This is a genomic window from Frigoribacterium sp. Leaf172 (assembly GCF_001424285.1).
GTDB lineage: Bacteria > Actinomycetota > Actinomycetes > Actinomycetales > Microbacteriaceae > Frigoribacterium.
Window position 1 is genome coordinate 77,310 of sequence record NZ_LMPB01000002.1, and the last position, 24,060, is coordinate 101,369.

15 protein-coding genes are annotated in these 24,060 nt (G+C 72.3%); 8 read left to right on the forward strand and 7 right to left on the reverse strand.

Going from position 1 to position 24,060, the window contains the following annotated elements; genetic code table 11:
• Nucleotides 1-17 precede the first annotated feature (17 nt).
• Both ASF89_RS06695 and ASF89_RS06700 read left to right on the forward strand, forming a co-directional pair.
• A complete protein-coding gene (locus tag ASF89_RS06695; protein WP_235484018.1) occupies nt 18-3,467 on the forward strand; it encodes a TM0106 family RecB-like putative nuclease in 3,450 nt (1,149 codons plus the stop codon).
• Between the two features lie 9 nt (nt 3,468-3,476).
• Nucleotides 3,477-4,550 carry an SseB family protein gene (locus ASF89_RS06700; RefSeq protein ID WP_055813303.1) on the forward strand — a complete coding sequence of 358 codons (1,074 nt, stop codon included), beginning with the start codon at nt 3,477-3,479 and terminating at the stop codon, nt 4,548-4,550.
• Between the two features lie 261 nt (nt 4,551-4,811).
• On the opposite strand, the gene ASF89_RS06705 is transcribed toward ASF89_RS06700, so the two are convergent.
• The 4 genes from ASF89_RS06705 to ASF89_RS06720 all read right to left on the reverse strand — a co-directional run bounded on the left by ASF89_RS06705 (nt 4,812) and on the right by ASF89_RS06720 (nt 9,488).
• Nucleotides 4,812-5,273, reverse strand: a complete 462-nt coding sequence (locus ASF89_RS06705) for a hypothetical protein (RefSeq protein WP_055813307.1) — start codon at nt 5,271-5,273, stop codon at nt 4,812-4,814.
• Nucleotides 5,274-5,337: 64 nt separating this feature from the next.
• A complete protein-coding gene (locus tag ASF89_RS06710) occupies nt 5,338-7,155 on the reverse strand; it encodes a DEAD/DEAH box helicase (RefSeq protein ID WP_055813310.1) in 1,818 nt (605 codons plus the stop codon).
• 80 nt (nt 7,156-7,235) lie between these two features.
• On the reverse strand, nt 7,236-8,747 hold the full coding sequence (locus ASF89_RS06715; RefSeq protein ID WP_235476459.1) for a threonine/serine exporter ThrE family protein: 1,512 nt from the start codon (nt 8,745-8,747) through the stop codon (nt 7,236-7,238).
• A gap of 204 nt (nt 8,748-8,951) precedes the next feature.
• Nucleotides 8,952-9,488, reverse strand: a complete 537-nt coding sequence (locus ASF89_RS06720; protein WP_055813313.1) for a hypothetical protein — start codon at nt 9,486-9,488, stop codon at nt 8,952-8,954.
• Between the two features lie 239 nt (nt 9,489-9,727).
• Here ASF89_RS06720 and ASF89_RS06725 point away from each other — a divergent pair, with 239 nt between their 5' ends.
• Nucleotides 9,728-10,888: an SDR family oxidoreductase gene (locus ASF89_RS06725; RefSeq protein WP_082489948.1), complete on the forward strand. Its 1,161-nt coding sequence runs from the start codon at nt 9,728-9,730 to the stop codon at nt 10,886-10,888.
• A 233-nt stretch (nt 10,889-11,121) separates the two neighbouring features.
• Entirely contained in the window at nt 11,122-12,789 is a 1,668-nt protein-coding gene (locus ASF89_RS06730) for an alpha-amylase family protein (protein ID WP_055813316.1), read from the forward strand.
• 8 nt (nt 12,790-12,797) lie between these two features.
• On the opposite strand, the gene ASF89_RS06735 is transcribed toward ASF89_RS06730, so the two are convergent.
• A complete protein-coding gene (locus tag ASF89_RS06735) occupies nt 12,798-14,240 on the reverse strand; it encodes an APC family permease (RefSeq protein WP_055797959.1) in 1,443 nt (480 codons plus the stop codon).
• A gap of 161 nt (nt 14,241-14,401) precedes the next feature.
• On the opposite strand from ASF89_RS06735, the gene ASF89_RS06740 reads away from it, so the two are divergent.
• Nucleotides 14,402-14,704, forward strand: a complete 303-nt coding sequence (locus ASF89_RS06740) for a putative quinol monooxygenase (RefSeq protein ID WP_055797956.1) — start codon at nt 14,402-14,404, stop codon at nt 14,702-14,704.
• 89 nt (nt 14,705-14,793) lie between these two features.
• Here the strand turns inward: ASF89_RS06740 and ASF89_RS06745 are convergent, their stop codons facing one another.
• Both ASF89_RS06745 and ASF89_RS06750 read right to left on the reverse strand, forming a co-directional pair.
• Entirely contained in the window at nt 14,794-18,150 is a 3,357-nt protein-coding gene (locus tag ASF89_RS06745; protein ID WP_055813319.1) for a DEAD/DEAH box helicase, read from the reverse strand.
• Between the two features lie 40 nt (nt 18,151-18,190).
• Complete coding sequence (locus tag ASF89_RS06750) at nt 18,191-19,726, reverse strand: MFS transporter (protein ID WP_235484019.1); 1,536 nt, start codon at nt 19,724-19,726, stop codon at nt 18,191-18,193.
• A gap of 75 nt (nt 19,727-19,801) precedes the next feature.
• Here ASF89_RS06750 and ASF89_RS06755 point away from each other — a divergent pair, with 75 nt between their 5' ends.
• The 3 genes from ASF89_RS06755 to ASF89_RS06765 all read left to right on the forward strand — a co-directional run bounded on the left by ASF89_RS06755 (nt 19,802) and on the right by ASF89_RS06765 (nt 24,009).
• Nucleotides 19,802-20,422 carry a TetR/AcrR family transcriptional regulator gene (locus tag ASF89_RS06755; protein ID WP_156463344.1) on the forward strand — a complete coding sequence of 207 codons (621 nt, stop codon included), beginning with the start codon at nt 19,802-19,804 and terminating at the stop codon, nt 20,420-20,422.
• A gap of 228 nt (nt 20,423-20,650) precedes the next feature.
• Complete coding sequence (locus ASF89_RS06760) at nt 20,651-21,511, forward strand: HAD family phosphatase (protein WP_200937134.1); 861 nt, start codon at nt 20,651-20,653, stop codon at nt 21,509-21,511.
• Nucleotides 21,508-24,009 (forward strand): glycoside hydrolase family 65 protein, encoded by a 2,502-nt coding sequence (locus ASF89_RS06765; protein ID WP_055797946.1) that lies wholly within the window; start codon nt 21,508-21,510, stop codon nt 24,007-24,009. The genes ASF89_RS06760 and ASF89_RS06765 overlap by 4 nt, the downstream gene beginning before the upstream one ends.
• Nucleotides 24,010-24,060: the final 51 nt, after the last annotated feature.

Here is a 24,060-nt window from a genome sequence, read left to right on the forward strand (position 1 = left end):
ACCTCGACGACGACACCGTGGTCACGAGCCCGTCCGACCTCAGCACGTGGGCAGCGTGCGAGTGGGCGTTCCTCCGCCGCCTCGACGCGAAGCTCGGGCGCATCCCGGCGGTGCCCGAGGTGGCCGACGCCATGCTCGAGCGCACGGCGCGGCTCGGCGACGAGCACGAGATCCGCTTCCTCGAGCAGCTGCGAGCCAGCCACCACGTCGTCGAGTTCGAACGGCCCGACCGCGCCGACTACCCGGCCGCCGCGGCGGCCGCCGAGCAGGCCATGCGCGACGGCGTGCCGGTGCTCTATCAGGCGACGTTCTTCGACGGGTCGTTCATCGGCTTCTCCGACTTCCTCCTCCGCACCGACGACGGCGCCTACGAGGTCTACGACACCAAGCTCGCCCGTCACGCCAAGATCCCCGCGCTGCTGCAGCTCGCCGCCTACGCCGAGCAGATCACCGCCCGCGGCATCCGCGTCGGGCCGCGCGTGCACCTCGTGCTGGGCGACGGCACGACCTCGAGTCACGCTCTCGCCGACATCGCCCCGGTCCACCGCGCCCAGCGCGACCGGCTGAGGTCGGTCGTCGACAGCCGACTGCACGCCGACGCCCCTCTGGCCTGGGGCGCCCCCGGGGTGGTCGCCTGCGGCCGCTGCAGCCAGTGCTCCGCGCAGGTCGACGAGCACCGCGACCTCGTGCTGGTCGCCGGGCTGACGCTCGGTCAGAGGACGGCCCTGCAGGCGGCCGGCATCACCACCATCGACGAGCTGGCAGGCAGCACGGGCGGGGTCGCCGGAGTGGGTGGCGCGGCTCTCGAGCGACTGAGAGGGCAGGCGCGCCTCCAGCTCGACAGCGCCGGGGCGGCGGCGCCCCGGGTCATGGTCGTCGACGCCGGGGCGCTGTCGGCGATCCCGGCACCCGACGCGGGCGACGTGTTCTTCGACTTCGAGGGCGATCCGCTCCACACCGAGGGCGACGGCTCCGTCTGGGGGCTCGACTACCTCTTCGGACTCGTCGACACCGAGGCGCGCTTCACGGCGTTCTGGGCCCACGACCTCCGGGAGGAGCGCAGGGCCCTGGTCGAGTTCCTCGCCTTCATCCGAGAGCGCCGGGCCGCCCACCCGGGCATGCACATCTACCACTACGCCTCCTACGAGCGCACCCACCTGCTCTCGCTCGCCGCGCGACACGGCGTCGGCGAGGACGACGTCGACGAGCTGCTGCGGGCGAACGTGCTCGTCGACCTCTACCCGATCGTCCGCGCTGCGCTGCTGGTCGGGTCGCGCAGCTACTCGATCAAGAAGCTCGAGCCGCTCTACATGGGCGCCGACTACCGCGACGGCGACGGCGTCGTCTCGGCCGTCGACAGCATCAGCGCCTACGTCGAGGCGGCGGCCGCGATGCGCGCCGGCGATCCCGCCGGTCAGGCGCGCCTCGACCAGGTGGCCGACTACAACGAATACGACTGCCGGTCGACGCTGCGTCTGCGCGACTGGCTGCTGACGATGCTGCCCGACGACGTCGCGACCGACGACGCGATCGCCCTCGTCGACGACGAGCGGGTGCGCGCCGAGCCGGACCCGGTCTTCGTCGAGCTCAGTGCCCAGCTGGCCGACGTCGACCCGCTCGACCGCACTCCCGACCAGACGGCCCTCGCCCTCGCGGCCGCGGCGATCGACTACCACCGTCGAGAGGCGAAGACGTTCTGGCAGGAGCACTACGACCGACTGCGGAGTCCGCTCGACGAGTGGGCGGGCACCCGCGACGTCGTCGTCGTCGAGCACGCCGACGTCGTCCGCGACTGGGAGAAGCTGCCGCGCAAGCGCACGCTCTCGCGTGACCTCCGCCTGGTCGGCTCCCTCGCGCCCGGCAGCCGCCCGCCCCTCGGCTCGACGCCGATGGCCGTGTACGACACCCCGCTGCCGTCGTCCGTGAACCGCGCGGGGCCCGGCTCGCGCGGATGGGCGGCGCGCGTCACCGTCGTCGACGCCGACACGGGCGACGACGACGTGGTGCTGCTCGTGACCGAGACGGTGCCGACCGGGGCCGAGCCGCACGAGGCGTTCCCAGTGGCGCTGACCCCCGCCGCACCTCCTCGGGCCGCACCGCAGCCCGAGGCCATCTCGGAATGGGGCCGCAGCGTGCTCGACTCGCTGCCGGAGTTCGCACCCGACGCCGCACTCGACCTGCTCCGCCGCGTGCCGCCCCGCGGCCCCGTGCACCCCGTCGCCGGCGACGACACCGTCACCGCCGTCACCGAGACACTGCTCGGGCTCGACCGGTCGTATCTCGCCGTGCAGGGCCCGCCCGGCACGGGCAAGACGTACGTCGGCTCGACCGTCGTCGCCCGCCTCGTGCGGCACCACGGCTGGCGCGTCGGCGTCGTCGGGCAGTCGCACGCCGTGGTCGAGAACTTCCTGGCGGCCGTCGTCGGCAAGGGCGTCGACCCCGAGCGGGTCGTCAAGGTGCCCAAGAAGGGCACGAGCCCCGAGGCGCTCGAGGCCGCCGCCTGGACCCCGCTCGCGAACAACGGCGCGGTGAGCGGATTCCTCAGCGGCCCGGGCGAGACCGGGGGAGTCGTCGGCGGGACGGCCTGGACGTTCGCGAACGCCGAGACCGTGCCGCGGGGCTCGCTCGACCTGCTCGTCGTCGACGAGGCCGGCCAGTTCTCGCTCGCACCCACCATCGCGTCGTCCGTGGCGGCGCAGAGACTGCTGCTGCTCGGCGATCCGCAGCAACTGCCCCAGGTGAGTCAGGGCTCGCACCCGGAGCCCGTCGACCAGTCGGCTCTGGGCTGGCTCGCCGACGGACACGACGTGCTCCCCGCCGGACTCGGCTACTTCCTGTCGCGCACCTACCGCATGCATCCGGCCCTGACCGCTCCCGTCTCACGGCTGTCGTACGACGGGGCCCTCGAGTCGCGGGCCCCCGCCCGGCACCTCGCGGGCATCGAGCCCGGGCTGCACGTCGTGCCGGTGGTCCACCACGGCGACACGACGTCGTCGGCGGACGAGGCCGAGCGCGTCGTCGCCCTCGCGGCCGACGTCGTCGGTCGCCTCTGGACCGATGGCGACGTCACGCGTGCCCTGACCGCCGCCGACGTGATCGTCGTCGCGCCCTACAACGCGCAGGGCGCCCTCATCCGCGAGGCGCTCGACCGAGCCGGGCTCCCCGCGACGACCGTCGGCACCGTCGACCTCTTCCAGGGGCGCGAGGCGGTGGTCTCGATCCTGTCGCTGGCCGCGTCCTCGGCCACGGACATCCCCCGCGGACTCGACTTCCTCCTCATGCCCAACCGGCTCAACGTGGGCATCTCCCGCGCGCAGTGGGCGGCGTACCTCGTGCACTCGCCGGCGCTCGCCGCCTCGATGCCGACGTCGATCGCCGGGCTGGGGCTGCTGTCGCGATTCATCGACCTCGTCGCTCCGGCGGGCGGGGCTCACGACCCGCGCCGCGCCTCCTCGGCTTCGCCCTAGGCTCGACTCATGGGGCTTTTCTCGCGCAAGAAGAACACGACGACCGACGAGACCGCGACGGACACCACGGTGGCCGCCGCCGGAGGCGCCGACCCGGACGGCGCAGTAGACGGAACGCACGCGGCTGCGGCCCGCGCGACCCCTGGGGCCTCCGCCGGCTCGGGGAGTCCGGCAGCCTCGACGACCGAGGCGCCGCGCATCACCGTGTCCCGTGCCGCTCCGACGAACACGTCGAGCGCGGACCCCGCGGCCGTTCCGACCGGGGCCCGGACCGCCGCCCCCGTCCCGCCGCACCGCAAGGCCGCACCCGTCGTGCACACCGCCCTCCAGGAGGCGCTCACCGGCTGGAGCACCACCAAGAACGTCCAGACGATGTACTCCGTCGTCAAGGAGCTCGCCGCGGGCAGTCTGCTGCTCGACATCGGCTCGTCGTCGCTGGCCGACCCGAAGCGCGGACCTCAGAAGGGCGACACGATCTCGATCGCCCACCAGGTCGACAACGCCGGCAAGAAGGTGCTGCTCGCCTTCACCAGCGGAGAGCGCCTCGGCTTCTACCGCAAGACCAGCGAGCCCGTGTCGCTCGTCGAGTCGGCGCCCCACGTCGTGGCGATGGCCGTGTCGAAGTACGACGGTCTCGTGCTCGACCCGGGCTCGCCCGAGACGCAGTGGATCGGCTACACCGACGAGCTCGTGCGAGGCCTCACCTCCGACCCCTCCGAGAACCACGCCGTGAAGCAGGCGATGGCCGAGAAGCGCATCGCTTGGCCCGAGATGCTCCGGCTGGTCCGCGACGCGCCGTCGCTCTACATCGCGTCGGTCGCCCAGCGCGACGAGACCGGCGAGATCACCTCGATGGGCGTCGCCACGGTGACGACGCACGAGGGCGACACGCTCTCCGTGCTGCTCACCTCGCCCGCCGAGGTCGGGGCCTGGGCCCCCGGGGCCGACGCGAGCCCGACGCGGTTCGCCGCCGTCGCGAAGGTCGCGCTCGACCAGGGGCACGCGGGCATCGTCGTGAACCCCGCCGGCTCGATGCTGACCATCACGGCCGCCGAACTGCGCGCCCTCCTCGGCGACGCCTGACGACCCGCACCGGGCGACGGGTCGGGCTGGACCTCGTCCGGTGGTCGGGTGCGCCGCGTCGCCACGGGCGCAGGCGCCCTGCCCCACCCGGTGGATCCGCCACGGTGGTCGGAAAGCGCCCTGCGGGGCCGAGCGGAGGGCGTCTTCTGCCCACCGACTGGTGCGGGCTGGCGAGGGGGGTCGGAAGGTGCCGTTCGGCGCCGCGCGGAGGGCGTCTTCGGCCCACCGTTGAGCCCCGGGAACGCGAGGGTGGCCCGGGCGTCAGCGGCCGGGCGAAGGGGACGCGGCGTAGGCCACGGCGGACACGACCGTCAGGGTCAGCGCCGCGATGTTCAGCGGCACCAGGGGGCCCGCGAAGGCGTTCACCAACCCGATCGAGGTGCCGAGCCCGAGCACGAGCTGCCCGACGAGCAGCAGCGCGAGCCCGAACGCGGAGCCGAGCAGCGCCACCCGTGCGAGGTCGTGGGCGCGCTGACGGGCGGCGACGTCATCCGCGCCGCGGCTGCCCGTGACAGCACCAGCACGCGAACGCGCACCGGCACCGGCAGCAGTGCCCGCGACAGGGCCCGCCCCAGCACCCGCGTCCGCGCCCGGCAGAGCCCGCCGCGTCCGGAGGAAGAGCACGAGGGCCACGAGCCCCAGCAGCAGCGGGATGAGGCTGCCGATGGTGAGCGCGGCCTGCACCACCCCGAACAACGCGTCGGTACCGGTGGCGGGGTTCATGCGGGCTCCTCGGCGGGGACGTGCTGAGGGCGGACCCGGATGGGTCCGCCCTCAGAGGATGCGGCTAGTGACGCGGCTTGCGGGCCGGCCGGTCGGAGCCGTACGACCCCGACGAGCGCTCGGGACGGTCGCCCCGGTCGTCGCGACGGGCGCCGCCGCCGCCGCCGCGACGGTCGGGCTTGATCTCGATGAGCTTGCCGCTGATGCGGGTGTCGCTCAGACGGTCGAGCATGTCGCTGCTGACGTCCGACGCCAGCTCGACGATCGAGAAGTCCGGGCGGATGGCGATCGCACCGAAGTCGTCGCGGCTGAGACCGCCCTCGTTGGCGAGGGCGCCCACGATCTGGCGGGGCTCGACGCGGTGACGACGACCGACCTCGATGCGGTACGACGTCATCGGCTTCGAGGTGCGCGGGCCGCGTTCGCGACGCTCGCCGCGATCGTCGCCCTGGCCGCCGCGCGGTGCGCGGTCGTCGCGCTCGCGGATCGGACGCTCGTCGCGCTGCGGGCGCTCGTCGCGCGGGTCGAGCAGCAGCGGCGTCTCGCCCTGCGCCACGACGGCGAGAGCAGCCGCGACGTCGGCCTCGGGCACGTCGTGGTGCTCGACGTAGTGCGCGATGATGTCGCGGAACGCCGAGATGCGGGCCTCCTGCGACAGAGCCTCGGTGATGGCGTCGTCGAACCGCGTCAGGCGGGTGCTGTTGACGTCGTCGACCGACGGCAGCTGCATCTGCGTGAGGGGCTGACGCGTCGCCTTCTCGATGGCGCCGAGCAGACGGCGCTCGCGCGGGGTGACGAAGCTGATCGCCGCGCCGCTGCGACCGGCACGACCGGTGCGGCCGATGCGGTGCACGTACGACTCGGTGTCGATCGGGATGTCGTAGTTGACGACGTGGCTGATGCGGTCGACGTCGAGACCGCGGGCCGCCACGTCGGTGGCGACCAGGATGTCGAGCTTGCCGCTCTTCAGCTGGTTGACGGTGCGCTCGCGCTGGGCCTGCGCCACGTCGCCGCTGATGGCCGCCGCCGAGTAGCCGCGGGCGCGGAGCTTCTCGGCCAGCGTCTCGGTCTCGCTCTTCGTGCGGACGAAGATGATCATGCCCTCGAAGTTCTCGACCTCGAGGATGCGCGTCAGGGCGTCGACCTTCTGGGGGTACGACACCATCAGGTAGCGCTGCGTCGTGTTGACCGAGGTCGTGGTCTTCTGCTTGACCGTGATCTCTTCGGCGTCGTTCAGGTACTGCTTCGAGATGCGGCGGATCTGCGGCGGCATGGTGGCCGAGAACAGCGCGACCTGCTTGTCGTCGGGGGTGTCGGCGAGGATCGTCTCGACGTCTTCCGCGAAGCCCATCTTGAGCATCTCGTCGGCCTCGTCGAGCACGAGGTACTTGAGCTCCGAGAGATCGAGGGTGCCCTTGGCGAGGTGGTCCATGATGCGACCGGGCGTGCCGACGACGACGTGCACGCCGCGGCGCAGCGCGCTCAGCTGCACGCCGTACGCCTGGCCGCCGTAGACGGGGAGCACGTGGACGCCGCGCATGCCGGAGGCGAACTGCTCGAACGCCTCGCAGACCTGGAGGGCGAGCTCGCGGGTGGGCGAGAGCACGAGCGCCTGCGGCTTCTTCGCGCTGACGTCGAGGCGCGACAGGATGGGCAGCGCGAACGCGGCCGTCTTGCCGGTGCCGGTCTGGGCGAGGCCGACGACGTCGCGGCCGTCGAGGAGTGTGGGGATGGTGGCGGCCTGGATGGCCGAAGGGGTCTCGTAGCCGATGTCTCGGATCGCCTTGAGCACCTGATCGCTCAAGCCCAGATCGGCGAACGTCGGCGTCGTGTCGGCTTGCTCTGTGGCGTCGCTCGGGGCTTGTTCGGTGGTGTGGCTCATAGTGCAACGGTAGCCGGTATCGCGGCCGGTGCCGTGCTGACATGGCGGGCGGGTCCGATCGGCCGACCCGCGCCTCCTCGTCAGTCGGTCCGCGGACCCTCCGGCTCGGGGGCGACGATGATGTTGATCGGCGTCGTGTCGCTGTGCAGCGACTGCACGTAGACCTTCTTGCGGCGGCGCAGCCAGCGGCGCGCCCCCGGGGTGGCGAGCAGGCTGCCGAGCACGAGACCGGCGCCGATCGCGAGCGTCGTCAGCATCGAGAAGATGAAGTCGACCTCGGCGCCGTCGGTCCCCGACATGAAGTTCAGCAGGGCCGACGCCACGGCGAGCGAGGGCAGCAGCGATCCGCAGAACGCCGGCACCGCGATCACGGTCGCGGCGGTGCGCAGCCGGGCGGCCGCGACCGTCGACAGGGCGCCGAGCAGCGTCGCCGCGAGGAACGTCGCGCCCATCAGCGGCACTCCGAGAAGGCGCAGGGTGAAGAGCGACAGGTTGCCGACGAGGGCCACGCCGATGGTGATGGGGATCATCCGGGCGCTCGAGCCCTGCGCGACCGCGTTCGCCGACGCGGCCGCGAAGCTCGAGCAGAGCGACAGCCACAGGGGCAGCGCCTGCAGCGTGATGTTCGTCGGGTCGACCTCGATGTCGACGAACCCGGCCGTGACGGCGATCCCGGCGGGGATGCCGCAGACGATCCCGGCGACGATCAGCCCGATCACGAGGGCCCGTCCGAGCGCCATGGCGCGGAACCCCGAGATGGCGTCCTGCGCCCAGGTCACGATCGTCGGGTGCGGCAGCGTCAGGACGACCACGGCCGCGACCATCGCCGCCGCGCCTCCGGCCGAGAGCAGATCGAGCGAGATCGCGACCGTGCCGAGGGCGGCCGTGGCGCCGGCCTGCAGGCCGACGACGAAGAACTGGGGGATGCCCCGGGCGGCGAGTCCGCGCCCCGTCGCCATGACGCCGATCATGATGACGAACGCCCCGATGGCCGCCTGCCAGGTGCCGCCGGCCTGCAGCGTGACCGAGACGCCGAGCATGCCCATGGCGAGATCGGTGATCCACGACGGCCACCGCGGGGGAGAGCGGAGCACGTCGACGAGCCCGGCGACGGCCGTCGTCATGTCGCGATCGTCGTGCAGCAGGTCGTCGACGATCTGGTACACCAGCGACAGGCGGTGCAGGTTGGACCCCTCGGCGTAGATGACGCGGGTCTTGATCAGCGGCGGGCCCTCGACGGGCGCGTACTGGATGGTGATCGCCGTGCCGTTGATGTCGAGCTCGAGCGGAGCGAGGTTCCACTTCGTGCTGACGGCGACGATGGCGACCTCGGTGCTGCGGACGTCGGCGCCCGACGCCAGCATGACGTCGCCGAGGTCCAGGCAGAAGTCGACGATCTGCCGAGGCGAGTAGAGGTCTCCGCCGATGCCGTGCTCGGGGGTCGTCCCCTCGTAGATCGTGCCCCGCAGGCGAGCGCGCACGTCGCGCATCTCCTGCGGGTTGACGTTGCGGGCCCTGACCCGGGGCGGCCGCGCGGGCGGGCGGGGCGGCTTGGGCCGGTCGCGTCGGCCGGGTCGCTGGGGATCGCTCACGGTCGAGCTCCGATCGGTCGCGTCGGGGTGGTGCTGCGGAACGGGGGAACGGCCTGACGACCGGCGGCGACGTCCCGGCTGATCACACCGCGTCGAGAGCCGATCGGACCGGCTGGATCGAGTCTAGGAGGCGCGGGTCGGCACGTCGGGACGCACGCCGCACGAGGGCGGGGCGAACCGGGGCCGCCTCGTGCCGTCGTCGGGTCAGGCCGAGCGGTCGTCGTCGCCGCGCCGCCGCTCGGCGGGCTCGCCGAACCCGTCGAAGGCGTCGAACCCGTCTCGGTCGTCGGCCGTCGAGGGGCCACCGGGCTCCGCGTCCCGGTCCGCACGCGCATCCGCGTCCGCCTCCTCGTCGGCGACGAAGCGCGTCCCGGGCTGGGTCTGCGCGAGCACGGCCTCGGCGGCCGATCCGAGGACGGTGCTGGTGTCGACGCCCTTCGTGTGGGCGAGTGCCTCCGACAGGCCGGCGGCGAGACTGCCGCCCGCCGCGCCGAGCGTCGCGACGACGTCCTCCTGGCGGGGCGTGAGGGGTTCGTCCGAGAGGCCGGAGACGACGTCGCGGAGGTTGTCCTCGCTGGCGTCCAGCGCCTCCTCGTCCCCCTGCGTGATGGCGGAGGCCTGCGACACGATCGCGAGGGCCAGAGCCGCGGCCTCCTCCTCGGGCGTCGCCGGGGCCGACCCGTCACGACCCGTCGTGTCGTCGGTGCCGTCGGCGGGGTCGTCGTCCCTGAACTGATCCATCGCTCGACCGTACGCGAGGGGCGGCCGAGGGGCTCACAGACGGGGTCGCAGGAGGTTCCGAGCGCGACAGCCGTCGCCCGGCGCGGAATACCCGGCGGCCGATGCGACTTGTCGGAGGGATGAGCGACGACCGCACCCCGCAGACCGACCGCCTGCAGAACGACCGCCCGCAGACCGACGTCGCCCCGACCGACGTGCCGCAGACCGACGTCGTCCCGACCGACCTCGAGCAGACCGACCTGGCGCAGCCCGACATCGTCGACCCCGAGACCGGCGCACCCGAGGGGGCGCCGGCGCCCGACACGAACGGCCGCGACGCGAGCTCCGCCGCCCGCCCGGGCACGGCGCTCGTCGTCGGCGCGAGCGGTATCACCGGCACGGCTCTCGTCGAGCAGCTGACCCGCGACGGGTGGGACGTCCTCGCGCTGTCGCGCCGCGCCTCCTCGGCTCCCGGGGTGACGGGCATCGCCGCCGACCTCCTCAGCGCCGAGAGCCTGAGCGAGGCGCTGGCCGACGCGAAGCCGACGCACGTGTTCTTCGCGGCGTGGCAGAAGCGCGACACCGAGGCCGAGAACATCGAGGTCAACGGGGGGATGGTCCGTGATCTGCTCGCCGCCCTCGATCACGCGCCCGTCCGGCACGTGTCGCTCGTCACCGGGCTGAAGCACTACCTCGGCCCGTTCGAGGCGTACGGCCAGGGCGTCATGCCCGACACGCCGTTCCACGAGGACGAGCAGCGCCTGGAATACCCGAACTTCTACTACGCGCAGGAGGACGAGCTCTTCGCCGCCGCCGAGCGTCAGGGCTTCACCTGGTCGGTGCACCGCTCGCACACGGTGATCGGATTCGCCGTCGGCAACGCCATGAACATGGGGCTGACGATCGCCGTGCAGGCGGCTCTCACGAAGCGCCTCGGCCGGCCGTTCACGTTCCCCGGCAGCGAGACCCAGTGGAACTCGCTCGTCGACATGACCGACGCCGGCGTGCTCGCCGAGCAGATGATCTGGGCCGCCACCGAACCGGGCGGCGCCGACGAGGCGTTCAACATCGTGAACGGCGACGTCTTCCGCTGGCGCTGGATGTGGCCCCGCCTCGCCGCGCACCTCGGCATCGACCCGGCTCTCGTCGAGGGCTTCGAGGGCGAGCCGCGCCCCCTCGAGCAGCAGATGGCCGGTCTCGAGGGCGAGTGGCGCGAGCTCGTCGCCGAGCACGACCTGGTCGAGCCCGAGCTCGCCCGCGTCGCATCGTGGTGGCACACCGACGCCGACCTCGGCCGCGACATCGAGGTCGTCGCGGACATGGGCAAGGCGCGTGACGCCGGCTTCACCCGCTACCGCCGCACGGAGCAGGCCTTCGTCGACCTCTTCGAGCGCTACCGCGCCGCCCGCCTGATCCCGTAGGCGCCGCGACGACCCGCCCGGGGCCGTGACGACGGCCCGTCACCCCCGGCGGGTCGGGCCGCCGCGTCCTCATGGCGACCCGGCGTGTCCTCACAGCGACTCGACAGGGCCGAGGAGGCGCGGCGTCGGTACGGTCGGCGGAAGCGACCCACCCGAGACGGAGCCGACATGACCCGCCCGACCCGCGCCTCCCGCGCCCGCACCGCTCGCGCCCGGCGCGGCGCCATCGCCCGATGAGAGTCACCGACACGAGCGACCTCTGGTGGAAGACGGCCGTCTTCTACAACCTCGACGTCGAGACCTACCTCGACTGGAACGACGACGGCGTCGGCGACCTCGAGGGGCTCGCCCACCGCCTCGACCACCTCGCCGAGCTCGGCGTCACCTGCCTCTGGCTCGCCCCGTTCTACCCGTCGCCGCAGCGCGACAACGGCTACGACATCTCGGACTACTACGGCGTCGACCCCCGCTACGGGCACCTGGGCGACTTCGTCGAGGTCGTGCGGACGGCCAGGGACCGCGGGATGCGCGTGATCGTCGACCTCGTGGTCAACCACACGAGCGACCAGCATCCCTGGTTCCGCGCCGCGCGCTCAAGCCCCGACAGCCGGTTCCGCGAGTTCTACCAGTGGCGGGACGACGTGCCGGCCGACCAGCCGGCGAACATGTTCCCCGACGTCGAGGACGGCGTCTGGTCGTACGACGACGAGGCCGGCCAGTACTACCGGCACTCGTTCTACTCGCACCAGCCCGACCTGGCGACCGACCGGCAGGCCGTCCGCGACGAGATCGCGAAGGTCATCGGCTTCTGGCTGCAACTCGGCATCGACGGGTTCCGCGTCGACGCGGTGCCGCACCTCATCGCCACCGACGACGGGGCCGAGCACGAGTTCCTCCAGGCGCTGCGCGGCTACGTCTCGCGACGGAGCGGCGGCGGCATGATGCTCGGCGAGGTCAACCTGCCCTACGACGAGATGGTCCCGTTCTTCGGCGCCGACGACGGCGACGAGCTGACCATGCAGTTCGACTTCGTCGCCAACCAGGCGCTCTACCTCGCTCTCGCCCGCCAGGACGCCGGCCCGCTGCGGGCGGCGCTCGCCGCGCGGCCCGCGCTCGCCCGCGGCAATCAGTGGGGCAACTTCGTGCGCAACCACGACGAGCTGACGCTCGACCAGCTGAGCGACGACGAGCGAGACGAGGTGTTCGAGGCGTTCGCTCCGCTCGAGTCGCAGCGGATCCACGGGCGGGGCATCGTGCGGCGCCTCCCGCCGATGCTCGACGGCGACCCCCGGCGCATCCGCATGGTCTACAGCCTGATGTTCTCGACGCCGGGAGCCCCCGTGCTCTTCTACGGCGAGGAGATCGGCATGGGCGAGAACCCCGCCGTCCGCGGGCGGGGCGCCGTCCGGACGCCGATGCAGTGGACCGACGAGGCCGGGGGAGGCTTCTCGCGGGCCCCCGCCGACGACCTCACCGCGCCGCTCGCCGTCGAGGGCTGGGCACCGGAGCACGTCAACGTCTCGCGGCAGCGACACGAGACCGACTCGCTGCTGCGTTTCGTGCAGGGGCTCGCGCGGCACTACCGCGCGTCGCCCGAGATCGGCTGGGGCGAGCTGACGCTGCTCGAGTCCGGGCACGACTGCGTGCTCGCCCACGCCGTGTCGAGCAGCACGGGCACCCTCGTCGCCGTGCACAACTTCGCACCGGACGGCCGCTCGGTCGACCTCGACCTGGCACCGCTCGGGCTCGACCTCGGCGACGGCGTGCGGTTGACCGATCTGCTCGGCGAGCGCACCTCCCCCGACGAGGCCTCCGCCGCGGGACGGCACCGCGTCGAGCTCGAGGGCTACGGTCATCGCTGGCTGCGTGTGCTGCGACCGGACGAGAAGCGGCTGGTCTGACCCGGCGGTCAGGGGCGGGGGTCGGCGTGCTCGGCGTCGGCGATCGCCTCGCTCGGCACCGGCTTCCCGCGGCGCGACACGAACGTCGCCGCCCACAGCACGATGCCGATGACGAGCAGACCGCCGGCGATCTCGTACTGCTCGGCGCCGCGCCCCGACGAGACCGGCAGCACGAGCCACAGGCAGGCCACGACCCCGATCACGGGCAGGACGGTGCCGGCCCGGAAGTGCTTCTGGGTCACCCGGTCACGCCGCAGCACGAGCACCGTGACGTTGACGACGGCGAAGACCGCGAGGAGCAGCAGCGAGGTGGTGCCGCCGAGCACGGCGACGATGGGCGATTCGGGTGAGAGCGACACGTAGCCGATCAGGGCGAGCGAGAGGGCCGTGGTGAACAGGATCGAGGCCCAGGGGGTCTGACGCTTCGCGTGCACCTTCGACAGGAACCCGGGCAGGACTCCCTGCCGGCTCATGCCGTAGAGCAGACGGCTCGCCATCATCATGTTGATGAGCGCGCTGTTGGCCACGGCGAACATGGAGATGAAGGGCAGCAGCTGCCCGATCGGGAAGTCCGGCGCCGCCGTGTTGACGACCGTCACGAGGGGCGTCTCGTTGTCGGCCAGTTCGCCGATCGGCACGACCGCGACGGCGCAGATCGCGACGAGCACGTAGATGACGGCGGCGATGCCGAGACCCGTGAGCATGACCTTGGGGAAGATCCGGCTCGGGTCCTTGGTCTCCTCCGCCATGTTGACGCTGTCCTCGAATCCGACCATGGCGAAGAAGGCCAGCGACGTGGCCGTGCTGATGCTCAGCAGCAGCGACTTGTCGCCCGGCGTCTCGAACAGCACGACCCGACCCCAGTCCGCGTTCCCGCCCGCGATGAACCAGAAGCCGATCATGATCACCATCAGCAGCCCGGAGAGCTCGACGAGGGTCAGCACGACGTTGGCCTTGACGCTCTCGCTCACACCGCGGAAGTTGATGGCCATCACCAGCAGCATGAAGCCCATCGCGATCGCCATCACAGCGCCGTTCGACAGCTCGACGCCGATGCCGGCCGCGAGGTTCGCGGCGAAGGCGCGCGCCGCGGTCGAGGCGCTCGTGATGCCCGAGCACATGACGACGAAGCACACGATGAAGGTGACGAAGTGGATGCCGAACGCCTTGTGCACGTACAGCGCCGCCCCGGCCGTCTGCGGGTACTTCGTCACGAGCTCGAGATACGAGAAGGCCGTGACCAGGGCGACGGCGAACGCGATGAGGAACGGCAGCCAGGCCGCACCGCCCACCTCGGCGGCGACCTGACCGGTCAGCGCGTAGACGCCCGTGCCGAGGATGTCGCCGATGATGAACAGCAGCAGGAGCTTCGGGCCGATGGCCCGCTTCAGCTCGGTGGGCGTCTCGCCCGTGTCGGTGGTGGGCGGTTTCGTGTTGCTCGTCGCGGTCATGGTGACCTCCGGGTGCGTCGATGGAGCACGGATGTCTGCGACATCCTGCCCCCGTCGCGGTGCCCCTGTCGAGAGCGGCCCGAGGAGGCGCGGGTCGGGTCCGGTCGGCCGCCCGAGGCCGCGGCACGCGTAACGTCGGGTGTCCGACCACAGGAGGCCCCATGACCACGACCGTCCACCTCGAGATCCACGTCGACGGCGACAAGCTCGACCTGGCCCGCGACATCGTCCGCGAGACGCTGGTCGCCACCCGCGCCTGGCCCGGCTGCGAGGGGCTCGAGGTCATCGTGGACGACGACGACCCCTCGCGCGCGATCGTCGTCGAGACGTGGGCGACGGCGGCCGACCACGAGGCGTACGTCGCCTGGCGCGCGACGCCCGAGGGCGCGAACCGCCTGCCCGAGGTGCTCGTCGAGCCGCCCGTCACGCGCTCGTTCTCGACGACGATCCCGCTGGGCGCCTAGCGGAGCTCGCGGGCGCCCAGCGGATCTCGCGGGCGCCCAGCGGGTCTTCCGGCGACCGGCGGTCCTCCCGGGCGGCCGCGGGGCGCGGCTCAGTCGTCGAGCAGACCACGGATGTCGTCGGCGGTCAGCGCCGAGCTGAAGACGGCGTCGTCGTCCATGACGGCGTCGAACAGCTGCGCCTTCTTCTGCTGCAGCGCGAGCACCTTCTCCTCGATGGTGCCGTTCGCGATCATGCGGTAGACCATGACGTTCTTCGTCTGGCCGATGCGGTGCGTCCGGTCGACGGCCTGCGCCTCGGCCGCGGGGTTCCACCACGGGTCGAGCATGAACACGTAGTCGGCCTCGGTCAGGGTCAGCCCGAAGCCACCGGCCTTGAGGCTGATGAGGAACGCCGGGGCGTCGCCCGTCCGGAAGCGGCGGATCACCTCGGCTCGACGTCGGGTCGAGCCGTCGAGGTACTCGTGCGCGATGCCGCGTTCGTCGAGCCGGGCGGCCACCCGCCCGAGGAACGACGTGAACTGGCTGAAGACCAGCGCCCGGTGCCCGCCGGCGACGACGTCGTCGAGCTCGTCGATCAGCTGCTCGAGCTTCGCGGACGGGATGTCGGCGTAGCCGTCGTCGAGCAGCGCGGCGTCGAGCGAGAGCATCCGCAGCAGAGTCAGCGAGCGGAACACGATGAAGCGGTTGCGGTCGAGGTCGTCGATGAGGTCGAGCAGCTTGAGTCGCTCGCGCTGGAGGAACGCGTCGTAGAGCTCGCGGTGGGCGGGCGCGAGGTCGACGCGCAGCACCTGCTCCTGCTTCGCGGGCAGATCCGCCGCGACGAGCTCCTTCGTGCGCCGCAGGAGGAGCGGCCGGATGCGGCGTCGCAGCCGTTCGAGGTGCTCGGCCCCGGCCCCGGACTCGATGGGCTTGACGTAGCTCTCGGTGAACGTGCTCGCGCTCGCGAGGAGACCCGGCGCCACGATGCGGAAGAGGGACCAGAGGTCCATCAGGCTGTTCTCGAGCGGCGTGCCCGTGATGGCGATCGTGACGCGCGCGTCGAGCTCGACCGCGGCTCGATGGGCCTGCGACCCGCGGTTCTTGACGAACTGCGCCTCGTCGAGCACGAGCACGGCCCACTCGTGCGCCCGGTAGACGGCCGCGTCGAGTCGGAAGAGGGCGTACGACGTGACGATCACGTCGGGCAGGGGGCCCGCCTCGCCGGCCAACGCGGAGGCGAGCCTGCCGCGACTCTTCCTCTCGGTCTCGGTGACCGCGTGCACGACGAGCCCCGGGGCGAAGCGGGCGGCCTCGAGCGCCCAGTTCGACACCACCGAGGTCGGGGCGACGACGAGGAACGGGAGCCGGTCGGCGGGGTCCTCGGTCTCGCGGACGTGAGCCATGAGGGTGAGCGTCTGCAGCGTCTTGCCGAGACCCATGTCGTCGGCGAGGACGCCGCCGAGGCCGTGCCGGTGGAGGAATGCGAGCCACTCGAAGCCCTCACGCTGGTAGGGGCGCAGCGTGGCCTCGATCGAGCGCGGCACGGGCGGGGGATCCGCGAGGGCGTCGCCGGCGTCCCCGTCGTCGCGACGGGCCAGGGCGAGCAGCCCGCCGACGGCCGCCTGCCATCGATCCGCCTCGACGGTCTCGTCGGCGAGGGCGTCGATCTCGGCCCAGAGCCCCGCCTGATGGCGGTTGATGCGGGGACCGGTCTCCCATTCGTCGAGGGAGGTCGCCTCGTCGAGGAGTCTCTTGAGCTCGTCGAACACCGGCGACCCGAGCGACAGGTACGACCCGTCGACGAGCAGCATCCTGCGCTGTCGCTTGGCGATCGCCGTCAGCAGCGGCACGAGCGGCACGGTCCGCCCCTCGACGGTGACGAGCACGCCGAGATCGAACCAGTCGCGCTTGTCGGTCTCGATCGTCGTCACGGTGAGGTGGGGCTCGTCGGTCAGCCGGCGGTAGTCCGGGCGGGCGCCGACGAGCTCGACGACGACGTCATCGCGCGCCTCGAGCCCCGGCAGGACCTCGGCGGCGAACTCGGCGGCGGCGAGCCCGGTGAGGACGGTGTCGCGCGGCGGCCCTCCGAGCTCGTCGAGCACCGGCACGGGGCCGTGCCCGTCGAGGGGGAGCCGTCGCCCGTCGATCGACCAGCCCCAGCCGAGCCGGATCGTGTGCGAGGCCTCGAAGCCGACCGTGACGTGCAGCGCCGGCGGCATCAGCGCGGGCAGCTCGACCGACGCGTCGGAGCTGACGACGTCGACCGACCGGCGGAGGGCCGGCGAGAAGTCGGTGAGGAACTCGTCGGTCTCGTCGGCCGGGACGACGATCTCGGGGGTGACGGTCAGCAGTCGTCGCTCGTCGACCCCGAGGGGGCTCGCCGTCGGCGCCAGGGTCACGCGCAGCGCCGGAGAGGTCTCGGCCGTCCAGACGCCGTGGTCGCCGACGACGCCCGTGACGGCGGCCGGCCCCTCGCCGCCGTCGACGGCGACGCCCGCGACGAGTCGGAGCGAGCCGTCGTCTTCGCGCGTCACGTCGAGGGTCACCCGCGCCCCGTCGGCGATCATCACGTCGGTGGCGCGCTTGCCCGTCACGAAGGCCACGCCGAGTCGCCGGGCCTCGGCGAGCAGCGGCCACAGCAGGGGGCTGGCGAAGTCGTCGAGATGCAGCCACTCGGAGTCGCCCGGCACGTACGTCGCGACGACGGATCTGTGGAGGGCCGAGAACTGCCCGAACCACGCGTGCTGATCCGGATCGACCGCGAGGCGGTTGAGCTGGTACGGCAGCGACGACCAGGTGAGGGATCCGCGCACCCAGTTGCCCGTGCCGCTGAGCGTGACCGGTCGGACGCCGAGCCGCCGGGCCACCCGCCCGCCCTGCGGCCGACGGGACCCCGATCGCGATGCCCCCGCCCGGTCGCGCAGCTCGAAGAGCAGACCCATGCCGGTCGTCCGAGCCGAGGAGGTGCGGGTCGGCCGCCCGAGGGAGCCCACGACGGACCGCCAGTCGCCCGCGTCGCCCCCGAGCGGATCCGCGCTCGCCGACGGCAGGCCCGCCCCGCCGCCCGGGGCGGCCGTGGCCGCGGCGTTCCGCAACCCGCCGGCCGTCGTGCCACGGCGCTGCAGCAGGGCCGCGGTGTTGCTCTGCAGCAGCACGGCGGCGACGTGCTTGCAGTCGCCGCCGATGGGGCAGCTGCACGTGCTGCGGACCGGACGGCTGTAGTCGCCGCGCCCCGCCCGCACGACGATCTCGCTGAGGTACGGAGTGGCCTCGGTGCCCTGGACCGTGCCGGTGATGCGTTCGTCGGCCGCATGCCAGGAGGTCTCGGTGACCGCACCGGAGGCCGCGTACTCCTTGGCGCGGTTGAAGGCGCGGGGCCCGACGAGACGGATGACGTCGACGGCGTCGATCAGCGGCGCGAGGGGGGAGAACTCGCCCGCGGGCCCGTCGTCGATCATGGCGTCCATGATGTCAGCCGCCCCCGACGTCGAGGCCGCCGGGTGCGGGTCAGGCGGGGACGCCGACCGGGCCGGTCGACCCGGCGGTGGCGGGCTCCGTCGGGGTCCCGCCCCGCGCCTCCTCGTCCGGGCCCTGCGGCACCCGGCGACGGAACAGCAGCGCGGCGATGACGGCGCCGACGGCGAACAGGCCCGCACCCCACCAGTACGCCGCGGCGTAGCCGGTGACCGCGGCCTCGGCGGCCACGGCGCCCGTGGTCGGCAGGTGATCGGCCAGGTAGTCAGCCGTCGCCGTGGCCGCCAGCGTGTTGAGCAGCGCCGTCCCGATCGAGCCGCCGACCTGCTGGCTCGTGTTGACCATCGCCGAGGCGACGCCCGCGTGCTCGCGGTCGACGCCCAGGGTCGCGGTCTGGATCGACGCGGGCATGATCGAGCCCATGCCGAAGCCGAGCACCATCAGGGCCGGCAGCACATGGCCGGCGTAGCCGCTGTCGAGGTCGAGCCTCGTGAGCAGCAGCATGCCGATCATGCCGAGGGTCATGCCGAACGGCACCATGATCTTCGGCCCGAAGCGCGGCACGAGGATGTTCGTCGACAGCTGGGCCGCGAGCACGAGCATGCCGATCATCGGCAGGAACGCGAGCCCCGTCCTGGTCGGCGTGTAGCCGAGCGAGGTCTGCAGGTAGTAGGTCACGAAGAGGAAGATGCCGAACATGCCCGCTCCGGCGATGGTGACCGAGCTGTAGGCGGCCCCGCGATTGCGGTCGAGCACGATCGACAGGGGCAGCAGCGGGTGCGCGGCACGGCGCTGCCAGAGCACGAAGGCGCTCAGCAGGACCCCGGCGGCGACGAGGAACCCCCAGGTCAGCGGTGAGCCCCAGCCCTCGTCCTCGGCGTTCGAGAAGCCGTAGACGAGCGAGAACAGGGCGGCGGACACCATGACGGTGCCGGGGACGTCGAGCTTCGGTCGCGGCCCGCTGCGGGTGACGAGCGAGACGAAGACGGCCGCACCGGCGATGGCGACGGCGGCGATGACGACGTTGATGTAGAGGTTCCAGCGCCACGAGGCGTACTGCGTCAGGAACCCGCCGAGCAGCAGGCCGATGGCTCCGCCGGCGCCCGCGATCGCGCCGAACACGCCGAAGGCGCGAGCGCGCTCCTTGGGCACGGTGAAGGTGGTCGTCAGCACGGCGAGGGCCGTCGGGGCGAGCAGGGCGCCGAACGCGCCCTGCAGTGCGCGGGCGGAGACGAGCAGACCGAAGCTTTCGGCGGCCCCGCCGAGGGCGGAGGCGAGGGCGAAGCCGATCAGACCGATGATGAAGGTGCGCTTGCGGCCGATCAGGTCCGAGACCCGCCCGCCGAGCAGCAGGAGGCTGCCGAAGGCGAGCGAGTACGCGGTGATGATCCACTGCCGGTCGCCGTCCGAGAATCCGAGGTCGCTCTGCGCGGCGGGCAGGGCGATGTTGACGACCGTGGAGTCGAGCACGACCATCAGCTGGGCCAGGGCGACGGTGGTGAGCGTCCACCAGCGGCGGGACGAGGAGGCGCGGGTCGCGTCGTCCGCGAGGGAGGGGGTCCGAGACATGAGCGCGAGCATATACGAGTCGGGCCGGTTTCGGATATGTCCGGTCTCGTAACTCGGCGGGGTAGAGTCGCGGCCATGACCGACGCACCGACTCCCGGACGTCCGGGGCGGAAGCGCGATCACAGCCGCGACCCGGAGATCCTCCGCTGCACCATCGACGTGCTCGCCGAGACCGGCTTCGAGGGCATGACCATCGAGATGGTCGCCGCCCGCGCGAAGGCCGGCAAGGCGACCCTGTACCGGCGCTGGGCGTCCAAGGGCGAGCTGGTGGTCGACGCCGTCGCCTGCCTGAAGCAGGGTGCCGTCGACCTCGACGACCTGCCCGACACCGGCAGCCTGCGGGGCGACCTGATCGCGATGATCAAGCCCCAGAGCATCGAGGAGGCCGAGAAGAAGATGCGGGTGATGGCCGGTGTCGTCACGATGCTCTCCACCACGCCCGAGCTCGCCGAGGCCGTCGACAGCGCCATCGTGCAGCCGCGCGCTCAGGCCAACCGGCTGCTCATGCGTCGCGCCCTCGACCGCGGCGAGATCGACCCGGCCACCGACATCGAGGCTCTGGCCCTCGTCACGCCGTCGATGGTCTCGTACCGCGTGCTCGTGCTGCGGAAGCCCGTCGACCGCGAGTTCCTCGTCTCGCTGATCGACGGCGTCCTGCTGCCGGCCGCAGGGGTGCGGCAGAGCACGGACGCCTGACACCGCCGCCCCGAGGAGGCGCGCCCGGCGGGCCTCCCGGCCTGCGGGCCCGAGACGGCCGGCCCCGTCCTGGCCGCCATCGGTCCCTCGCCGACACGCGGTCCCGCCGGGCGCCCCGGACCTGGCAGACTGAGGCGCGCTCTCCCCGCGGAGCGGCGCGCCTCACCGGACCGCCGCCGCTCCGATGACGACCTCCCCACTCGACATCGCCTCGAAAGTGATCGGCCTGTGACCGTTTCCTCTTCTTCCGAGAGCCCGCGCGACGTCTCCCGTCTCGGGTCGCTCGACGCCCTGCTCTTCGACCTCGACGGCGTGCTGACGCCGACGGCCGAGGTGCACATGCGCGCCTGGTCGCGCCTGTTCACCGAGTACTTCGAACCCCGCGGACTCGAGCCGTACACCGAGGCCGACTACTTCGAGCACGTCGACGGCCGTCCGCGCTACGACGGGGTGCGCGCGATGCTCGCCGCCCGAGGCGTGACGCTGCCCGAGGGGTCCGACGACGACGCGCCCGACGCGGAGACCGTCCGCGGTCTCGGCAACCGGAAGAACGCGGCCTTCGCGGCCGAGCTCGCCGAGAACGGCGTCGCCCCGTACCCGGGGTCGGTGGAGTTCCTCGATCGGGCGATCGCGCTCGGGATCCGGGTGGCCGTCGTGTCGAGCTCGCGCAACGCCGTGCCCGTGCTCGCGGCGGCGGGATTGCGCGACCGCTTCGACGTGATCGTCGACGGCGTCGTCGCCGCGGCCGAGGGCATCAGCGGCAAGCCGGCGCCCGACACGTACCTCGAGGGCGCCCGTCGGCTCGGGCTCACCGCCGCCGACTGCGTCGTCGTGGAGGACGCCCAGTCGGGCGTGGAGGCCGGGCGACGCGGGGCCTTCGGCCTGGTGCTCGGCGTCGACCGCGGAACCGGCGCCCAGACCCTCATCGACTTCGGGGCCGACGTCGTCGTCGACGACCTCGGGGAGGTCGTCGGGAGCCTCGGCTCGTCGCGGACGCGGGACGACGGACCCACGGACCCACCGCCTCCTCGGATCGCTCCGAACACCGACCACGACATCAGCACCAGCCCGCGAGAGGACCAGCCGTGAACCACATCACGTCGGACCCCCTCGACCGCCGCCGGTTCCCCGTCGACGAGTGGGCCCTGATCGAGGACGAGTACCACCAGGGTGACGAGGGTCGCACCGAGACCGTCTTCGCGGTCGGCAACGGCTACCTCGGTCTCCGCGGCAATCCGGACGAGGGGCGCGGCGGGCACTCGTTCGGCACGTTCATCAACGGGTTCCACGAGACGTGGCCCATCCGCCACGCGGAGGAGGCCTTCGGATTCGCGCGGGTCGGTCAGACCATCGTCAACGTGCCCGACGCCAAGGTCATCCGGCTCTACGTCGACGACGAGCCGTTCGTGCTCTTCGAGGCCGACATCCTGCGGCACTGCCGCCGGCTCGACTTCCGCGACGGCGTGCTCCGCCGCGAGATCGAATGGCGCACCCCGTCGGGCAAGCGCGTCCTCGTGACGAGCCGCCGCCTGGTCTCGTTCGAGGAGCGTCATCTCGCGGTCATCGAGTACGAGGTCACGGTGCTCGACGCCGACGCGTCCCTGCTGATCTCGAGCCAGATCCTCAATCGTCAGGACATGGGCGACGAGTACCACGCCGGCATGCGCGCGGCGGCCGACGCCTTCGACCCGCGCCGCGCCGAGTCGTTCGACGACCGCGTGCTGCAGCCGGAGCTGCGCCGCAACGGCGGCTCGCGGGCCATCCTCGGCTACCGCACGACCAACTCGGGCATGACCATCGCCGTCGGCGCGGACCACGACCTCGACACCGAGAACGAGTGGGACGAGTCGTCGCAGATCGACGCCGACATCGCCAAGCACGTCTACCGCGTGCGGGCGAAGGCCGGCAAGAAGGTCACGCTGACCAAGACGATCACCTACCACACGTCGCGCGGCGTCCCTCCGCGGGAGCTGGCCGACCGCTGCGACCGCACCCTCGACCGCATCGCCGACAAGCCCATCGACGACGTCTTCGCCGCGCAGCGCGCCTGGCTCGACGACTACTGGGCCCGCAGCGACGTCCAGATCGCCGACCAGCCCGAGATCCAGCAGGCCGTCCGCTGGAACCTCTTCCAGCTGGCCCAGGCGACGGCCCGCACCGACGGCCAGGGCGTCGCCGCGAAGGGCGTCACGGGATCGGGCTACGGCGGTCACTACTTCTGGGACACCGAGATCTACGTGCTCCCGTTCCTGACGTACACGGCGCCGAACGTCGCCCGCAACGCGCTGCGGTTCCGCCTCGGCATGCTCGACGCGGCGCGCGACCGGGCCGTCGAGCTGAACCAGCGCGGTGCCCTGTTCCCGTGGCGCACCATCAACGGGCTCGAGTCGTCGGCCTACTACGCGGCCGGCACGGCCCAGTACCACATCGACGCCGACATCTCGCATGCGCTCAGCCAGTACGTGCAGGCCACGGGCGACCAGGACTTCCTCGAGCGGGGAGCCGTCGACATCCTCGTCGAGACCGCCCGGCTCTGGGCCGACCTCGGGTTCTGGCGGTCGAACGGCGATCAGCGGTTCCACATCGACGGCGTCACCGGCCCCGACGAGTACACGACCGTCGTCGACGACAACCTGTACACGAACGTCATGGCCCGAGCGAACCTCCGTGCCGCCGTCCGGACGGTCACGTGGCTCGCCGAGGAGTCGCCGGCCGCCTACGACCGCCTGGTGGCGCGTCTCGCCCTCGAGGATCACGAGGTCGACGGCTGGAGCCTCGCCGCCGAGGCGATGCACATCCCCTACGACGAGCACCGCGGCATCCACCCCCAGGACGCGCAGTTCCTCGACAAGGAGCTCTGGGACCTCGACGCCACGCCGGCGAACAAGCGACCCCTCCTGCTGCACTACCACCCCCTGGTCATCTACCGCTTCCAGGTGCTGAAGCAGGCCGACGTCGTGCTGGCCCTCTACCTCCAGGGCGACGAGTTCACCCCGGAGCAGAAGCTCCGCGACTTCGAGTACTACGACGCGCTGACGACCGGCGACTCGACCCTGTCGGGCGTCGTGCAGTCGATCGTCGCCGCCGAGGTCGGGCACCACCAGCTGTCGCAGCAGTACTTCCTGTCGTCGCTGTTCGTCGACCTCGCCGACCTGCACAACAACACCTCGGACGGCGTGCACGTGGCGTCGACCGGCGGCATCTGGAGCGCCCTGGTCAACGGGTACGGCGGCATGCGCGACTGGCTCGGGCGCTTCAGCTTCGACCCGCGCCTCCCCGGCGACTGGACGGAGCTCGCCTTCCGGGTGCAGATCCGCGGCAGCCGCGTGCGCGTCGACCTCGCGCAGCACGAGATCGTCTTCACGCTCGAGACCGGCGACGCCGTCGAGGTGTGGGTGCGCGACCAGGCCGTCACGGTCACCGCCGAGGCGCCCTCGCGGGTCGCCCTCTCCGACCAGGGGCCGCGCATCACGACCAAGGTGCCGACGACCAACGACCTGCGGGGTCTCATGCGCGCCGACGGATCGGTCATCACGGCGTCGATCCCGACGATCAGCATCGACCGCGACGACGAGGCCGGCGCGTAGGGTCGCGCACCGGCCCCCCCAACGGTGGTCGGAAGCGGTCCTTCGCGAGGT

Bases quoted from the DNA above. Each gene is read 5' to 3' on its own strand.
- ASF89_RS06700 (WP_055813303.1), top strand. From the start codon at position 3,477: ATGGGGCTTTTCTCGCGCAAGAAGAACACGACGACCGACGAGACCGCG.
- ASF89_RS06705 (WP_055813307.1), bottom strand. From the start codon at position 5,273: ATGAACCCCGCCACCGGTACCGACGCGTTGTTCGGGGTGGTGCAGGCC.
- ASF89_RS06710 (WP_055813310.1), bottom strand. From the start codon at position 7,155: ATGAGCCACACCACCGAACAAGCCCCGAGCGACGCCACAGAGCAAGCC.
- ASF89_RS06720 (WP_055813313.1), bottom strand. From the start codon at position 9,488: ATGGATCAGTTCAGGGACGACGACCCCGCCGACGGCACCGACGACACG.
- ASF89_RS06730 (WP_055813316.1), top strand. From the start codon at position 11,122: ATGAGAGTCACCGACACGAGCGACCTCTGGTGGAAGACGGCCGTCTTC.
- ASF89_RS06735 (WP_055797959.1), bottom strand. From the start codon at position 14,240: ATGACCGCGACGAGCAACACGAAACCGCCCACCACCGACACGGGCGAG.
- ASF89_RS06740 (WP_055797956.1), top strand. From the start codon at position 14,402: ATGACCACGACCGTCCACCTCGAGATCCACGTCGACGGCGACAAGCTC.
- ASF89_RS06745 (WP_055813319.1), bottom strand. From the start codon at position 18,150: ATGGACGCCATGATCGACGACGGGCCCGCGGGCGAGTTCTCCCCCCTC.
- ASF89_RS06750 (WP_235484019.1), bottom strand. From the start codon at position 19,726: ATGTCTCGGACCCCCTCCCTCGCGGACGACGCGACCCGCGCCTCCTCG.
- ASF89_RS06755 (WP_156463344.1), top strand. From the start codon at position 19,802: ATGACCGACGCACCGACTCCCGGACGTCCGGGGCGGAAGCGCGATCAC.